The 15,162-nt window shown below is 66.7% G+C and carries 13 protein-coding genes; 4 read left to right on the forward strand and 9 right to left on the reverse strand.

All coding sequences use genetic code 11. From position 1 onward, the window contains the following. Positions 1-90: 90 nt before the first annotated feature. Positions 91-930, reverse strand: coding sequence for an NmrA family NAD(P)-binding protein (locus ACFWPK_RS16650; protein WP_378916448.1), 840 nt, complete (start codon positions 928-930; stop codon positions 91-93). Positions 931-1,015: 85 nt separating this feature from the next. Between ACFWPK_RS16650 and ACFWPK_RS16655 the strand changes: the two genes are divergently transcribed. Continuing rightward, positions 1,016-1,414 (forward strand): winged helix-turn-helix transcriptional regulator, encoded by a 399-nt coding sequence (locus ACFWPK_RS16655; RefSeq protein WP_378916450.1) that lies wholly within the window; start codon positions 1,016-1,018, stop codon positions 1,412-1,414. Between the two features lies 1 nt (position 1,415). On the opposite strand, the gene ACFWPK_RS16660 is transcribed toward ACFWPK_RS16655, so the two are convergent. The 3 genes from ACFWPK_RS16660 to lpdA form a co-directional block, all read right to left on the reverse strand. Beyond that, complete coding sequence (locus tag ACFWPK_RS16660) at positions 1,416-2,111, reverse strand: polysaccharide deacetylase family protein (RefSeq protein WP_378916452.1); 696 nt, start codon at positions 2,109-2,111, stop codon at positions 1,416-1,418. 52 nt (positions 2,112-2,163) lie between these two features. Then, positions 2,164-2,658, reverse strand: a complete 495-nt coding sequence (locus ACFWPK_RS16665) for a L,D-transpeptidase (protein WP_378916455.1) — start codon at positions 2,656-2,658, stop codon at positions 2,164-2,166. A gap of 290 nt (positions 2,659-2,948) precedes the next feature. Continuing rightward, positions 2,949-4,352, reverse strand: a complete 1,404-nt coding sequence (lpdA, locus tag ACFWPK_RS16670; RefSeq protein ID WP_378916457.1) for a dihydrolipoyl dehydrogenase — start codon at positions 4,350-4,352, stop codon at positions 2,949-2,951. 134 nt (positions 4,353-4,486) lie between these two features. On the opposite strand from lpdA, the gene ACFWPK_RS16675 reads away from it, so the two are divergent. Both ACFWPK_RS16675 and ACFWPK_RS16680 read left to right on the forward strand, forming a co-directional pair. Beyond that, complete coding sequence (locus ACFWPK_RS16675; RefSeq protein ID WP_378916459.1) at positions 4,487-5,554, forward strand: AraC family transcriptional regulator ligand-binding domain-containing protein; 1,068 nt, start codon at positions 4,487-4,489, stop codon at positions 5,552-5,554. Positions 5,555-5,686: 132 nt separating this feature from the next. After that, on the forward strand, positions 5,687-6,715 hold the full coding sequence (locus ACFWPK_RS16680; protein WP_378916461.1) for an NADP-dependent oxidoreductase: 1,029 nt from the start codon (positions 5,687-5,689) through the stop codon (positions 6,713-6,715). Between the two features lie 7 nt (positions 6,716-6,722). On the opposite strand, the gene ACFWPK_RS16685 is transcribed toward ACFWPK_RS16680, so the two are convergent. Continuing rightward, positions 6,723-7,697, reverse strand: a complete 975-nt coding sequence (locus tag ACFWPK_RS16685) for a dipeptidase (RefSeq protein WP_378916463.1) — start codon at positions 7,695-7,697, stop codon at positions 6,723-6,725. A gap of 139 nt (positions 7,698-7,836) precedes the next feature. Between ACFWPK_RS16685 and ACFWPK_RS16690 the strand changes: the two genes are divergently transcribed. Beyond that, positions 7,837-8,367 carry a hypothetical protein gene (locus ACFWPK_RS16690; RefSeq protein ID WP_378916466.1) on the forward strand — a complete coding sequence of 177 codons (531 nt, stop codon included), beginning with the start codon at positions 7,837-7,839 and terminating at the stop codon, positions 8,365-8,367. A 1-nt stretch (position 8,368) separates the two neighbouring features. Here ACFWPK_RS16690 and narI read toward each other — a convergent pair whose 3' ends face one another. From narI to ACFWPK_RS16710, 4 genes are read right to left on the reverse strand one after another with little or no spacing between them, the layout of a single operon-like run. Beyond that, positions 8,369-9,100 (reverse strand): respiratory nitrate reductase subunit gamma, encoded by a 732-nt coding sequence (narI, locus tag ACFWPK_RS16695; protein ID WP_378916667.1) that lies wholly within the window; start codon positions 9,098-9,100, stop codon positions 8,369-8,371. Positions 9,101-9,116: 16 nt separating this feature from the next. Beyond that, a complete protein-coding gene (gene narJ / locus ACFWPK_RS16700) occupies positions 9,117-9,797 on the reverse strand; it encodes a nitrate reductase molybdenum cofactor assembly chaperone (RefSeq protein WP_378916468.1) in 681 nt (226 codons plus the stop codon). Further along, a complete protein-coding gene (gene narH, locus ACFWPK_RS16705) occupies positions 9,794-11,443 on the reverse strand; it encodes a nitrate reductase subunit beta (RefSeq protein ID WP_378916470.1) in 1,650 nt (549 codons plus the stop codon). The genes narJ and narH overlap by 4 nt, the downstream gene beginning before the upstream one ends. Further along, positions 11,443-15,129, reverse strand: a complete 3,687-nt coding sequence (locus ACFWPK_RS16710; protein ID WP_378916473.1) for a nitrate reductase subunit alpha — start codon at positions 15,127-15,129, stop codon at positions 11,443-11,445. Before ACFWPK_RS16710 ends, narH begins: the two co-directional genes overlap by 1 nt. Positions 15,130-15,162 lie beyond the last annotated feature (33 nt).

Raw genomic sequence — 15,162 nt, forward strand, 5'->3', positions numbered from 1 at the left:
GGGACCGAGACCGGTCGGCGGTGTCACTCACCGGGGCCGGGTCAGCCGCCCGGTGAGTGACCCATTTGCTCGTCGTCGCGCGGGCCGCGACTACCGCCCGAAGACCGCGGATGCGGAGGTCGCCGGGCGGCCGAGGAGTTTGGTCAGGTCGCCGGTGTTCACCTCGAGCACGCCCTCGCCGATGCGGGCGTCGGCGTCGGCGAGGACGGCGGCGTACTGATCCTCGAGGCCCGCGGCGCGCAGGGCTGCCGTGTAGTCGTCCTGGGTGTGGTTTTCGTAGCGGACCGCGACACCCTTCGCCTCTGTGACCGCGGCCGCCAGATCCGCGCCGGTCAGCGCCTCGTCACCGCCCAGTTCGTAGACGCGGCCCTCGTGGCCCTCGCCGGTGAGCACGCGTGCGGCGGCCTCGGCGTAGTCGGCCCGTGCGGCGCCGGAGACGCGGCCCGCGGCCATCGCGCCGTGCAGCACGCCGGACTGTGCCGCGTTCGCGACGGCGCCGCCGTAGTTCTCCCAATACCAGCTGTTGCGGAGCAGCACCGTCGGCACCGAGGCGGTCGCCAGCACCTCTTCGGTGCCCCGATGGTCGGCGGCGATCAGCATCGAATTGCTCTCGGCGCGGGGGATGCTGGTGTAGGCGAGCAGTTCGACACCGGCGCGCTCGGCGGCCCGAATGACATTGGTGTGCTGGGCAATTCGAGACCCGAATTCATTGCCCGAGATCAGCAGCACCCGGTCCACCCCCACCAGTGCGGCATCGAGGGCGGCCGGATCGTCGTAGGACGCCTGCCGCACGTCGGCCCCTCGCACGGCGAGATCGGCCACCTTGCTCGGATCGCGCACGATCGCGACCGGCCGCTCCCCCGCGTCGAGTAGAGCCTCCACGACCAACCGGCCGAGCTGTCCGCCTGCTGCTGTCACTGCCACGGTCATTGTTACCTCCAGTGCTACAAGTACTAACTATTAGTAAGCACTATGCCTTCAGTGGGCACTTGCGTCAAGTGGGTATGATGGACGCATGCCCGAGACGGACCACGACCCCACGCTGGAAGCCGACGTCTTCGCGCGCAATTGCACCTCCCGCCCCGTCCTGCAGAACATCGCCGGGCGGTGGGGGGTGCTGGCCCTGGTCGCGCTGCGCGACGGCCCGGTCCGCTTCAGCGCCCTGCGCCGCCGGGTCGACGGCGTGAGCGAGCGCATGCTCTCGCAGACCCTGCAGGCGCTGGAACGCGACGGCATGGTCCATCGCGAGGTGCTCGAAGCCATCCCACCCCGCGTCGAATACACCCTCACCGAGCTGGGCGCGGAGGTCGCCGACCATCTACGGTCGCTGATCGTGGTCCTGGAATCGAATATGGACACCGTCCGCGCGGCACAGGACAGCTACCACCGCGCCGGGGCCGTCGGCCAGGACTAGCTCAACGCGCGAGCAGCTCGGAGACCGTGACGAATCGGTAGCCCTGCGCACGCAATCCGTCGACGATCTCGGGCACCGCGGTAATGGACTCGGCACCGTGCATGACGTGGAGCAAGATGATCGAGCCCGGCCTGGTCTCGGCGAGGGTGTCGGCGACGATGGCTTCGCGAGACGCGCCACCCGCGGAATCGGGCTCGACATCCCAGGTCACCGTGGTGCGGTCGTGGTCGGCGAGATAGTGCGGCAGCGTCCACAGTTTCTTGCCGTAGGGCGGGCGGAAACTGATCGGTCCGGGATAGCCGGCGCGGCGGATCTCGGTGTCGGTCCGTTCGATCTCCTCGCGCACGGTGTCACCGGAGACCAGCACCATGCGCCGGTGCGAATACGAGTGGTTCCCGAGCTCGTGGCCCGCTGCCACGATCGCCGCACCGTATTCGGGATGCGCGGCCAGGTCCGCGCCGACCAGGTAGAAGGTCGCGGGAACCTGGGCTTGCCCCAGCACCCGCAGCACTTCCGTGGTACGCGCGGTCGGGCCGTCATCGAAGGTCAGCGCGACAACCTTCTCGTCGGTCTCGATCCGATCGACCAGCCGCCCCGTCACCTGATAGGTCCGGGAATTCATCAACACATACAGGCCGACCGCCACCGCCGAAACCACAACGATGCCGACAATCCCGCCCACCAACCAACGACGCATCGACAGACGGTAACTCACCGGGTCGGGTCGGCCCGGTGAGTTATCCGCGTACTTACACGATCACCTGGGTGATGTCGCCCGGGTTGAGGTAGTCGAAGAAGCGGTGGGCGCCGTCTTCGGTCATCCGCACACAACCGTGCGATTTCGAATCGACCGGTCCCACATGGAATGCCATGTCGCCGTTGAAGAAGGTCGCCCATCGCATGGGCGCATTGTGCATCGTGCTCCAGTGGAATTCCCGTTTGAAGGAAATCTTGGTCACCGCGGGCGGGGTTTCGAATCCGGCCATGCCGTGCGAGATCGGCGTCGGCCCGAAGATCACCCGGCCGTTGTCGACCAGCCACGCCTCGTTCGTCGACAGCCGCATGCACGCCCTCGCTTCGACAACCGGGCACGGCGATGCGGTGGGAACCATGGCGGGAACTCCGGGAACGTCCGGCCCACCGGGGAAAAGAGGTTCGGCCACGGCCGGTGTCACCATGCCGAGTCCGGCCGCAGCGACCGCGGCCACCGCCGCGAAACGTGCTGTCCAACCGAGAATGCTCATCGAGTTTCGTACCCTCTCTGTCCGCCTCGCCGCGCCTTCTGCCGGTCGTTCGGTACGACGACAGCGCGGTGCCGGGCTGGCGGTCACTATGGAGTCAGCTTGTGGGCGTGCCCGGCGAGTTACCCATGTACGCACAAGATCAGATGTTGCGACTAACAAGCGAACGAAAGAGCTACAGAGATCATCGGTGACAGGCTTCGATTCACCAAATCAACGGCGAGAAAAAGACCAAAAAGAAACCAAAAGGGCCGGGCACGCGATTCGCGCACCCGGCCCTGTCGGCTGAAATGTCAGAAGTTGATCATGTGCCCCGCGAGGCCGTGGATCGCTTCCTGCACCGCTTCGCTCAGCGTCGGGTGCGTGTGCACATTGCGGGCCACCTCGTTGACCGTGAGGTCCCACTTCTGCGCCAGCGTCAGTTCCGGCAGCAGCTCGGACACATCGGGGCCGATCAGGTGCCCACCGAGGAGTTCACCGTGCGCGCCGTCGGCGATCAGCTTCACGAAACCGGTCGGGTCGCCGAGGCCGTGCGCCTTGCCGTTGGCCTGGAACGGGAAGGTCGCGACCTTCACGTCGTAGCCCTCGTCGCGGGCCTGCTGCTCGGTGAGACCGAAGCTGGCGACCTGCGGCTGGCAGAAGGTGGCGCGCGGCATCATCCGGTAGTCACCGAGGGTCATCGTCTCGGCGCCGCCGATGGTCTCGGCCGCGACCACGCCCTGCGCCTCCGCCACGTGGGCGAGCTGCAGCTTGGCGGTGACGTCACCGATCGCGTAGATGTGCGCCACGTTGGTGCGCATGTAGTCGTCGATCTCGATGGCGCCCCGGTCGGTGAGGGCGACACCGGTGGTCTCCAGGCCGTAGCCCTGCACCCGCGGCGCGAAGCCGACAGCCTGCAGCACCTTGTCGACCGTGACGGTCTCGATCGCGCCGGACTTGTTGTCCTTGATCTGGACGGTGACCTTGGAGCCGTCGTCGTCGATCGACTGCACGGCCGCACCGGTGGTGATGGTGACGCCGAGCTTCTTGTACTGCTTGGTGATCTCTTTGGAGACGTCGGCGTCCTCGTTGGGCAGCGCGCGGTCGAGGAACTCCACGATCCGCACGTCGACGCCGTAGTTCTTGAGGACGTAGGCGAACTCCATGCCGATCGCGCCCGCGCCGACGATCAGGATCGAGCCCGGTAGGTCACGGGTGAGGATCTGCTCCTCGTAGGTGACCACGTTGTCGGAGAGCTGGGTGCCCGGCAGCAGCTTGGTGGTGGTGCCGGTGGCGATGATGACGTTGTCGAACGTGACCGTCTCGCTGCCACCCTTGGTGAGGGCGACATCGATCGAGTTCGGGCCGGTGAAGGTACCGAGGCCGTCGAACTCGTCGATCTTGTTCTTCTTCATCAGGAAGTGCACGCCCTTGACCCGACCGTCGGCCACCTTGCGGCTGCGATCGAAGGCGGCACCGAAGTCGAAGCTGACCTCACCGGAGATGCCGAAGGTCTTGGCTTCCTTCTGGAAGATATGGGCCAGCTCGGCGTTGCGCAGCAGTGCCTTGGACGGGATGCAGCCCACGTTCAGGCACACGCCACCCCAGTATTTCTGCTCGACAATCGCTGTTCGCAGGCCGAGTTGAGCGGCACGGATCGCGGCGACATATCCGCCGGGACCAGCGCCGAGAACGACGACATCGTAGTGGGAAGTCACGTCACCGAGCCTAACTCTGTTTCGAGGAGTTCACCCACCCGTCCCCCACATAGGTGAGATGTGCCCTCGACCGGCGGTGCGCGCCCACGCCGCGGCATCGTCGACCGACCGGATCGAGCAGTACTGTCGAGTCCGTGAGCGGCGGGGCAGTGAGCAGCCGAGCGGCACAGCCGGTGCTGACCGAAGGCACGGCCGATGGCCAGGGGATCGGCAGTCGGCTCGACGGCACGGTGTCGACGCACCTGGTGCGGCTGCTGGTGCAGGCCGCCCGGCAAGCAGGCGCGGCCGAGGATCAGCTGACCCGCATCCCCGGCACCGACGAGGTGGTGTTGCGCGGTGAGCTGAACCGGATCCCGATGAGTTCGCTGCTGCGGCTGTGGGAGCTGATCGCGCACGCCCGCCCGGCGGGAGCGGGTGCCGCGGTGGCCGCTGCCGCACCGCTCGGCACCCTGAACACCTGGGACTATCTGGTGACCGGCGGTGCCACACTGACGGATTCGCTGCGTGCCGCTCAGCCGTACCACCGCCTGGTCACCGCGGCCACCGAAGGTTTCGACCTGTCCGGCGAGGGCGATCTCACCATCGGCTACCGCACCTCGGCGGGCGATCCCGCGGTGGCGTCGGTGGTCAACGAGTACGTGATGGCGTATTACCTGCGCCGGGCACGTGAAGCCACCGGGCGCCCCGTCGTTCCGACCAGGGTGAGTTTCGGCCACAGCGCACCGCCCGACCGCGCGGACCTGGTCGCCGTATTCGGCACGGACAACATCGAATTCGACGCCGCGTCGGACTCGATCACCTTCCATGCCGACGACGCCAACGCACCGCTCCCCCGCGCCGACCCGATGCTCGCCGATCTGATGCGCAGCCACGCGGGCCTGGTCCTTTCCTCCTCCCGCACCATCGCCGACCCCCTCGATACTTTCCGCATCGCCCTCGCCGACGCCATCGACGCCGCCGACCCCACCCTTGCCCGAGTCGCGAAAACCCTGGCGATGAGCCAGCGCACCCTCCAGCGCCACCTCGCCGAACACGGCACCACCTGGCGCGACGAACTCGATCTACTCCGCTACGAACGCGCGAGAACCCTGCTGGATCAAGGACTCACCAAAAGCGTGATCGCCCAGCGCCTCGCCTTCACCGACGACCGCGCCTTGCGAAAGGCCTTCCACCGCTGGACCGGGGCGACACCAGCCGTATAAGCCATCCAGTTCGAGATGTGGCGTGAATGGACCGGGTGGTGGCGTGCGGGGACCTCGAAAGGCCCGATCGCGCGCCCTAACGTAGTCATCACCGGCGAGAAACACCGGCTGACCTCGAAAGAAGGCTCGATCATGTCGAACACGGCCACCCGCGCACTGCCCACCTTCACCCGCGAGATCCACCTCGCCGCCCGCCCGAACGGCGCACCGGTCGCAGGCGATTTCGCACTGGTCGAGCGGGAGCTGCCGGAGCTCGCCGAGGGCCAGATTCTGGTCCGCAACACCTGGATGTCGGTCGATCCGTACATGCGCGGACGGATGGACGACAAGGTGTCCTACATGCCGCCGTTCGAACTCGGCGCGGCCCTCGATGGTTCAGCGGTCGGTGAGGTGATCGCCTCCCGCTCAGCCGATATCGCGGTCGGCGCGACGGTCTCGCACTTCGCGGGCTGGCGCGAACACGCCATCGTCGACGCCGCGACCGCCACGCCGATCGACCCGGAACTCGCCGCACCGCAACACTTCCTGAGCGTGCTCGGCACCACCGGCCTCACCGCCTACGCCGCACTCACCGACGTCGCCCAGGTCAAGCCCGGCGACACCGTGTTCATCTCGGCTGCCGCGGGAGCCGTCGGGAGCGTGGCGGGCCAGATCGCCAAGGCACTCGGCGCGAAGCGGGTGATCGGTTCGGCCGGTGGCCCCGTCAAGGCGGGAAAGTTGCTCGAGGAGTTCGGTTTCGACGCGGCGATCGACTACCGCGCCGGTGACCTCGGTGGTCAGCTCACGGCCGCCGCGCCCGACGGCATCGATGTCTACCTCGACAGCGTCGGCGGCGAACACCTGAAGGTCGCCATCGAGTCACTCAACCAGCACGGCCGCATCGCCCTGGTCGGCGCGATCAGCGGCTACAACGGTGCCACCGCCCAGCAGATCCCCGACCTCTACCTCGCGGCGACGAAGGAGATCACCCTGCGGGGCATGCTGGTGACCAGCTACTTCCCGATCTTCGGCGAATACATCGGCAAGGCCGCGGGCTGGCTCGCCGACGGCACCCTCCACACCACCGAGACCGTCTACGAAGGCCTCGACCAGGCCCCCGCCGCCTTCCTCGGTGTCCTCACCGGCGCCAACACCGGCAAAATGCTCGTCCACCTCGCCTGAGGCGACATCACGCACGCCAGACCTGGCTCGCGACCCTGGCGAAGTTGCCGCCGAAGACCGCTTCGCGCTCGGCAGCGGTGAAACCACGGGCGGCGAGGAGTTCGTCCAGGCCCGGAACGTCGGATTCGCCGAGGAGATCCTCGGGTGGGGTCCACTGCAGTGGACCCCACTTCGTATACGCGTCGGAGAACGCGCCGGGGTTGTCACGGATCTCGTCGTTGAACTGCTGACCATCGAACGAATAGTCCGAACCGATGCCGATGTGGTCGATGCCGACCAGGTCGACGCCGTAGCGAATGTGGTCGGCCATCGCCGCCAGCCGCTCGGAGCGCGCATCCGGCTCGTTGCAGCCGAGGAAGATCCCGACGCCGTTGATGCCGATCACCCCGCCCGTCGCGGCACACGCCCGTGCCTGCTCATCGTCGATATTGCGCGGATGTTCGTGCAGCGCGGCGAAATTGGAGTGGCTGTAGATCATCGGAACCGACGTGTGCGTGGAAATATCGAGGCCGGTGCGGCGCGAACAATGCGACCCGTCGGCGAACATGCCGACCTCGTTGAGCTTGCGTACCAAGTCTTTTCCGTAGCCGCTCAGCCCGGTGTCCACGGTGTCGAGGCAGCCGCAACCCGCCTCGTTGGCGTGGTTGTAGGTGGGCAGCAGAGAGCGAACGCCCAGGTCGTAGAACATCGCGACATTGTCGAGGTCGCCGTCGAGTGGCGCCGAGTCCTCCAGGTCGAATGCCAGCCCGATCACCTCGGGTGCGCCGATATCCGCGATTCCGTCGACCAACCGGAACCGTGGGTCGACCAGAGCCTCGCCCCGGAACTGGTGCAACAGCGCGAGGGAATCAGCCTTGCGCTCCCCCGAGTACCCGACATTCACCGACAGATACGACCCCAACGGATACCGCGCCAGGTCCGCCACCCTGGCCGTGGGCCGCAAAGGCAGACAGCAGTGCTGCTCCCACAGGAACACATCCACCTCCGGTTGATTCGTGACCTGTGATCGTACGTTTCGCAGCGCATTCGACGCCGGACCGACGCTAACGCGCTGTCTTGTCCCTCCGATAAGTCAGTACTGCATCCCCGACCCATGGGCCCTGATCCAAAGGCGGTGCGACATGCGTCGCGTCCTCGTCCTCCTCGCCTCCCTCGCGACCTGCCTCGGCCTGTCGGCACTGCCCGCCGCGGCCACCCCGTCCTACTGCGGACTCTCCTGGGGCTCATACGACAAGTCGTCCTCGAACTACTCCACCGCCACCGTCGCGGGCGTCCGCGCCGGCCGCCACGAGTGCTACGACCGCTTGGTCGTCGACCTGTCCGGCCCCACCGCCGGCTACCGCGTCGGTTACGTCGGCACCGTCACCCAGGACGGTTCCGGCGCCGCTGTGCCGCTGCGCGGTGGCGCGTTCCTGCAGATCACGGTCCTGGCCCCCGCCTACGACAACGCGGGCAACAGCACCTACAACCCGCCGAGCCGCACCGAACTCGTCACCGTGAACGGCTACCCGACCTTCCGCCAGGCCGCGTTCGCCGGCTCCTTCGAAGGACAGACCACCTTCGGCCTCGGCGTGCGCGCCCGCCTCCCGTTCCGCGTGAGCACCCTCGACAACCCCGCTCGGGTGGTCATCGACGTCGCCCACAAATGGTGATTCACCAACCCTGCCGTTCCGGGCGCGAGCCGATCAGCTCATCGGGCTCGGCGCTCGCCCGGGAGCGGTACACGATGTAGGGCCGGTAGAAGTAGCTGAACGGTGCGCTGAAGGCGTGCACGAGCCGGGTGAACGGCCAGATCGCGAACAAGATCAAGGCGATCGTCACGTGGATGTGGAACGACAGCGGTGCCTGCGCCATCAGGTCACCACGCGGCCGCAGGATCCAGATCGAACGGAACCACGGCGAGACCGTTTCCCGGTAGTTGTGTTCGGGCCCGATCGCGCCGGAGCCGATCAAGGTGGTCGCCAGCCCGGTGATCAACGCGCAGACCAGGATCAGGTACATGAGCTTGTCGTTGAGCGTGGTCGCGGTGAAGACCGGACCGTTGCGGCGGCGGCGATAGATCAGCAGCACGATGCCGGTGAGGGTGGCCACGCCCGCGATGCTGCCGAGTGCGATGGCTTGGATGTGATAGACGTGCTGGCTCACGCCGATGGCGTCGGTCCAGGATTGTGGGATGACCAGCCCGATGATGTGGCCGACGATCACCACCATCATCCCGTAGTGGAACAGCGGACTGCCGATGCGCAGCAATCTGGACTCGTAGAGCTGTGAGGACCGGGTGGTCCAGCCGAACTTGTCGTATCGGTAGCGCCACCAGGTGCCGACGATCAGGATCGCCAGACTCACGTACGGGACGATGTCCCAGTAGATCTCACCCGCCGACACATCGTTGGCTGCCATATCACCGAAGTCCTTTCGCTACAGCGGGTTCCCGGTCGTGCGCACCTCGGCGCGGCGGCACGGTGAGGGTGAACGGGGCCAGCCCCACCGATTCGGCCGCCGGTCCCGCGTCGACCAGCCTGCGGGCCCAGCCGAGATCCTGTTCGGTCGCGGGCGGCAGGGTCGCGATGACCGCGGCCAGCACCGGGGCGTAGCGCGAATCCTCCTCCGACAGCGCGAGTCCGATCGCGTGGATCGCGCGCCGATACGCGGTGAGCAGGGCGGCACCGGCGACGGGGTCGACGGTGGCGGCGAACTCGAGCACGACGGGCAGGTGGTCGGCGACCTCGCCGCTCGGCGGCTCCACGCCCGCGCCGCGGTATGCCTCGGCGAAGGCGAGCATCGCCGTGCCACGGTTGCGGGTATCGCCGTCGGTCCAGTACGTGAGCAGCAACGTCGCGCGCCTGCGCAGGTCGAAGGTCTCGGTGAACTGTTGTGCCGCAGCCACTTCGGTGAGCAAGCCCAGTTCGGCCGCCACCCGGAGCAACGGGTCGGCCTGCTCGCGCGGCAGGTGCGCGCACAGTTGCGCGACCAGTTCGAGTCTCGTTCGGTGTTCGCTGTCGGGATAGGCCAGCAGCAGCGAGGCCGCCTGCCACACCAGTCGATGCTCGGCGGCGCGCCGGGCCGCGCGAGGGCGCATCATGTGCGGCCACCCGGGAACATGCCCTCCGGTGCGCCTTTCCCGTCCCAGTTCAGCAGGTTGACCCGAGAACCGTTGCCCGCTGGGGTGGATTCACTGGTCTGTCGCTGTTTGAGCGCGTGGAACGTCTCCACCGCGACCGGCACCGGTTTGCCGCTGGTCTCACCGAAAGGACCCGAAACCTGTTCGTACATGCCCGGTCCGCCGTCGAAGTCGAGGGCGCAGTCGGCCACGGACTCCTCTAGCTGATGCCCCTGATCGGCATAGGCCGAGGGAATCACGTACCGGTCCTCGATTTTCGCCAGCGCCAGCAGCCGGTACATCTCGTACATCTTTTCCTCGGTCATCCCGACGGCCGCCGGAATCTCCGCTCGCGGCTCACGCCCGAGGTTGATATCGCGCATATACGACCGCATCGCGGCCAGCTTGCGCAACACCACCGCCACCGGTTCGGTGTCCCCGGCGGTGAACAGCCCGGCCAAGTACTCCAGGGGAATTCGCAACGATTCGAGCGCACCGAACAGGTTGCAGACATCCTCGCCGTCGTGCCCGTCCCGGCTGACCGCGTCGACCACCGGTGACAGCGGCGGGATGTACCACACCATCGGCATCGTCCGGTATTCCGGATGCAGCGGAAGCGCGACCCGGAAGTCCTTGATCAGCGCGTGAATCGGGGACCGTCGCGCCGCCTCGATCCAGCTGTCCGGAATACCCGAGGCACGCGCTCCCGCGACAACTTCTGGATCGGCGGGATCGAGCAGCACGTTCACCTGCGCCTCGTACAGATCCCGCTCATCGGCGACGGCGGCGGCGTCGAGCACCTTGTCCACGTCGTAGAAGATCAGCCCGATATACCGCAACCGGCCGACGCAGGTCTCCGCGCAGACCGTCGGCAAGCCGACCTCGACCCGCGGATAGCAGAAGGTGCATTTCTCGGCCTTGCCCGTCTTGTGGTTGAAATACACCTTCTTGTAAGGGCATCCGGAGATACACATCCGCCAGCCACGGCACTTGTCCTGGTCGACGAGCACGATCCCGTCCTCGGTGCGCTTGTACATCGCGCCGGAAGGACAGGACGCGACGCACGCCGGATTGAGGCAGTGCTCGCAGATACGCGGCAGATAGAACATGAAGGTCTGTTCGAGATCGGCCTTCACCTTCTCGCTCACCTTCGCCAGCACCGGGTCACCGGGGAGGATCTCGGGCGAACCGGCCAGATCGTCGTCCCAGTTGGCCGAGCCCTTGATCATCATCGGCTCGCCGGTGAGCAGGCTGCGCGGCGCGGCTACCGGAACCTGGTCGCTCAGTGGGGCGTTGGTCAGGTTCTCGTAGTCGTAGGTCCACGGCTCGTAGTAGTCCTCGATCGAGGGCATCTTCGGATTGGCGAAGATATTGGCGAGCTTGCTGAAACGGTCACCGCCGAGCAAGCGCAACCGGCCGTTCTTCATGGTCCAGCCGCCGCGCCACTTCTCCTGATCCTCATAGGTGCGCGGATAGCCCTGTCCCGGACGGGTTTCCACATTGTTGAACCACACGTATTCGGTGCCGGTGCGATTGGTCCACGCCTGTTTGCAGGTCACCGAACAGGTGTGGCAGCCGATGCACTTGTCCAGGTTCATCACCATCGCCAACTGCGCCATGACTTTCATCAGTACGTCACCTCCTGGCTGCGGCGACGGACCACGGTGACTTCGTCGCGCTGATTTCCGGTCGGGCCGAGATAGTTGAACGCGTACGAGGTCTGGGCATAACCGCCCGCCAGATGCGTCGGTTTGATCAGCAACTGGGTGAGCGAATTGTGAATGCCGCCACGGGTTCCGGTGGTCTCCGACAGCGGGACATCGATGGTGCGTTCCTGCGCGTGGTACACGTACACCACACCGTCGGGCATGCGCTGGGACACGATCGACCGGCAGACCAGCACGCCGTTGCGGTTCACCGCCTCGACCCATTCGTTGTCGCGCACACCGATCTTCTCCGCGTCGCCGGGGCTCATCCACATGGTCGGGCCGCCGCGCGAGAGCGACAGCATCAGCAGGTTGTCCTGGTATTCGGAGTGGATCGACCATTTCGAATGCGGGGTCAGATAGCGCAGGGTCAGGCCGACGCCGTCGCGGGTTTCCCCGATTCCGGGCTCGCCGAACAGTTTCCCCATGTCCAGCGGCGGGCGGTAGATCGGCAGCGCCTCGCCGAGTTCCTCCAGCCAATCGTGGTCGACGTAGAAATGCATGCGACCGGTGAGCGTGTGGAAAGGCTTCAGGAATTCGATATTCTGGGTGAACGGCGCGTAGCGGCGCCCCCCGGTTTCGCTGCCCGACCACTCCGGACTGGTGATCACCGGAACCGGCCGGGACTGGGTCTCCGCGAACGTGATTCGACGTTCCTCGCTGCCCTCGGCCAGCTCCACCATGTGACGACCGGTGCGCCGGTCCAGTTCCTCGAACCCCGCCACCGCCAGCCTGCCGTTGGACGTGCCCGACAGCATGAGGATGGTCTCGGCCATCTTCTCGGCCGTCTCCAGCGCGGGGCGGCCTGCTGCCACACCGGAATTCATCACACCGTGCAGGCGGCCCAGTTCGACGACTTCCTGATCAGGGAACACCGTGATGCCCTTGGTCGTCAGTCCCGCCTTCTCGACCAGCGGGCCCAGTGCCGCCCATTTCTCCGCGATGGCGGCGTAATTCCGTTCGACCACCGCCAGTGGACCCATCGTTTTGCCCGGTACCGGAACATCACCGGTGTCCTGCCAATTCGACTGGGTGCCATGGGGATAGGCCATCGCGCCGGGGGTGTCGTGCTGCAATGTGCCGAGCACGATATCGGTGCGGGTGCCGAGGTGCACCGCCGCCATCGCCGAGAACGCGCGGGCGATCGCGGCGAACGCGTCGAAATCGGACCTGGTTTCCCACGGTGGGTCGATGGCCGGGGTGAAGGCGTTCATGAAGGGGTGCATATCCGTGCTGGACAGGTCGGCCTTCTCGTACCAGGTGGCCGCGGGCAGCACGACATCGGAGAACAGGGTGGTCGAGGTCATCCGGAAGTCGATCGACATCAGCAGGTCGAGCTTGCCCTCCGGGACCGGATCGGGCGAGACCACATCCACGGGACGCTGCCCCGCCTCGGCGAGCGTGTTGCGCACGTTGGAACCGGTACCGAGCAGATGCTTCAGGAAGTACTCGTTGCCCTTGGACGAGGAGCCGAGCAGATTCGACCGCCACACGCTCAGCACCCGCGGCCAGTTCCTCGGGCTGTCCGGATTCTGGACCGCGAATCGCAGCTTGCCGCTGTGCAATTGGTCGACGGTGTAGGCCACCGGGTCGATGCCGGCGGCGGCCGCCTCGTCGGCCAGGTCCAGCGAGGAACGGTCGAACTGGGGAAAGAACGGCGTCCAGCCCATCGCCACGGCCGAGCTCATCACGTCCATGGTGTGCTTGCCGCGGAACAGGCCGCGACCGGTCGGCGCGGCGAGCACATCGGCACGGTAGCCGTCGTAGCGCCACTGGTCGGTGTGCGCGTACCAGTACGAGGTGCCCGCCATCAGGCGCGGCGGGCGCGACCAGTCGGTGCCCATCGCGACGGTGGACCAGCCGGTCACCGGCCTGCATTTCTCCTGCCCGACATAGTGGGCCCAGCCGCCGCCGTTGCGGCCCATCGAACCGGTGAGCAGCAGCATCGCCAGAATCGCGCGGTAGGTGGCGTCGCCGTGGAACCACTGGCAGATCCCCGCGCCCATGATGATCATGCTGCGGCCGCCGGAATCGACCGCGTTGTCGGCGAATTCGCGGGCGATCCGGATCACCTGCGCGCCCGAGACGCCGGTGATCGGTTCCTGCCAGGCGGGGGTGTAGAGCGAACCGGGATCGTCGTAGCCGCTCGGCCATTCCCCCGGCAGACCCGGCCGTGCCACGCCGTACTGGGCGAGCATGAGATCGAAGACCGTGCAGACCGGACGACCAGCGACCATCCGCACCGGCACACCACGATCGATCGTCTCGCCGTGGCCGTCGACGGTGTCGAAGCGCGGCAGCGTCACCACCACCGACCGCCCGTCGCCCGCATCGGCGACGGTCAGCGCGGGTTGCAGCTCACCCAGGTCGAGATTCCATTTGCCGACACCTTCGCGCCCGAACCGGAAACCCAGCGAGCCGTGCGGTACCGCGGGCTCGCCGGTGACGCTGTCGATGAACACCGGCTTGAAGGCGGCGTTCTCGGCGCTGGAGCCCAGATCGGCGGCGGTGAGATTCTTGCCGGGAACCAGGCGGCCGTCGCGCTCGACCAGGCTGACCAGAAAGGGCAGATCGGTGAACTGCCGGACATAGTCGACGAAGAACGGTTCCCGTGCGCGCACGAAGTAGTCGGTGAGGATGACGTGCCCCATCGCCATCGCCATCGCCCCGTCGGTGCCCGCCGCGCACGGCATCCATTCGTCGGCGAACTTGGTGTTGTCGGCGTAGTCGGGGCTGACCGTGACGACCTTGGTACCGCGGTAGCGCACCTCGGCCATCCAGTGGGCGTCCGGCGTGCGCGTCACCGGCACATTGGAACCCCACATCATCAGATAGGAGGCGTCCCACCAGTCACCCGACTCCGGCACATCGGTCTGGTCACCGAAGACCTGCGGCGAGGCCACCGGCAGGTCGGCGTACCAGTCGTAGAACGAGGTCATCACCCCGCCGATCATCTCGACGAACCTCGACCCCGCCGCGAAGGACACCATCGACATCGCCGGGATGGGCGAGAACCCGGCCACCCGGTCCGGGCCGTATTCGGCGATGGTGTGCACATGCGCCGCGGCGATCATCTCGACCGCCTCGTCCCAGCTCACCCGCACCAAACCGCCCATACCCCTGGCCTTTTGATACGTCCGGCGCCGATCGGGATCGGCTTGCAGGTCGGCCCAGGCCAGGACGGGATCGCCGAGCCGCCGCTTGGCTTCGCGATACATCTCGACCAGCACACCGCGCGCGTACGGGTAGCGCACCCGCGTCGGTGAGTAGGTGTACCAGGAGAAGGCGGCCCCACGGGGACAGCCCCGCGGCTCGTAATCCGGCCGGTCGGGGCCCGCCGACGGGTAGTCGATGTCCTGGGTCTCCCAGGTGATGATGCCGTCTTTGACGTAGACCTTCCACGAACACGACCCGGTGCAGTTCACGCCGTGGGTCGAGCGCACCACCTTGTCGTGGCTCCACCGGTTGCGATAGAAGATGTCGCCCTCGCGACCGCCGGAACGGGCGACAGTGCGCAGATCCGGGGATTCGGTACCGGGGGTGAAGAACCGGCCGCTGCGCACCAACAGGTCTTCGACGGGTCCGCCGATCCGCGCTCGAGATGCCACTGTTCATTTCTCCTTCGACGAGGTCCGATCAGG

It is taken from the genome of Nocardia sp. NPDC058519, assembly GCF_042719755.1.
Lineage (GTDB): Bacteria > Actinomycetota > Actinomycetes > Mycobacteriales > Mycobacteriaceae > Nocardia.

Bases quoted from the DNA above. Each gene is read 5' to 3' on its own strand.
- ACFWPK_RS16650 (WP_378916448.1), bottom strand. From the start codon at position 930: ATGACCGTGGCAGTGACAGCAGCAGGCGGACAGCTCGGCCGGTTGGTC.
- ACFWPK_RS16655 (WP_378916450.1), top strand. From the start codon at position 1,016: ATGCCCGAGACGGACCACGACCCCACGCTGGAAGCCGACGTCTTCGCG.
- ACFWPK_RS16660 (WP_378916452.1), bottom strand. From the start codon at position 2,111: ATGCGTCGTTGGTTGGTGGGCGGGATTGTCGGCATCGTTGTGGTTTCG.
- ACFWPK_RS16665 (WP_378916455.1), bottom strand. From the start codon at position 2,658: ATGAGCATTCTCGGTTGGACAGCACGTTTCGCGGCGGTGGCCGCGGTC.
- ACFWPK_RS16680 (WP_378916461.1), top strand. From the start codon at position 5,687: ATGTCGAACACGGCCACCCGCGCACTGCCCACCTTCACCCGCGAGATC.
- ACFWPK_RS16690 (WP_378916466.1), top strand. From the start codon at position 7,837: ATGCGTCGCGTCCTCGTCCTCCTCGCCTCCCTCGCGACCTGCCTCGGC.
- narJ (WP_378916468.1), bottom strand. From the start codon at position 9,797: ATGATGCGCCCTCGCGCGGCCCGGCGCGCCGCCGAGCATCGACTGGTG.
- narH (WP_378916470.1), bottom strand. From the start codon at position 11,443: ATGAAAGTCATGGCGCAGTTGGCGATGGTGATGAACCTGGACAAGTGC.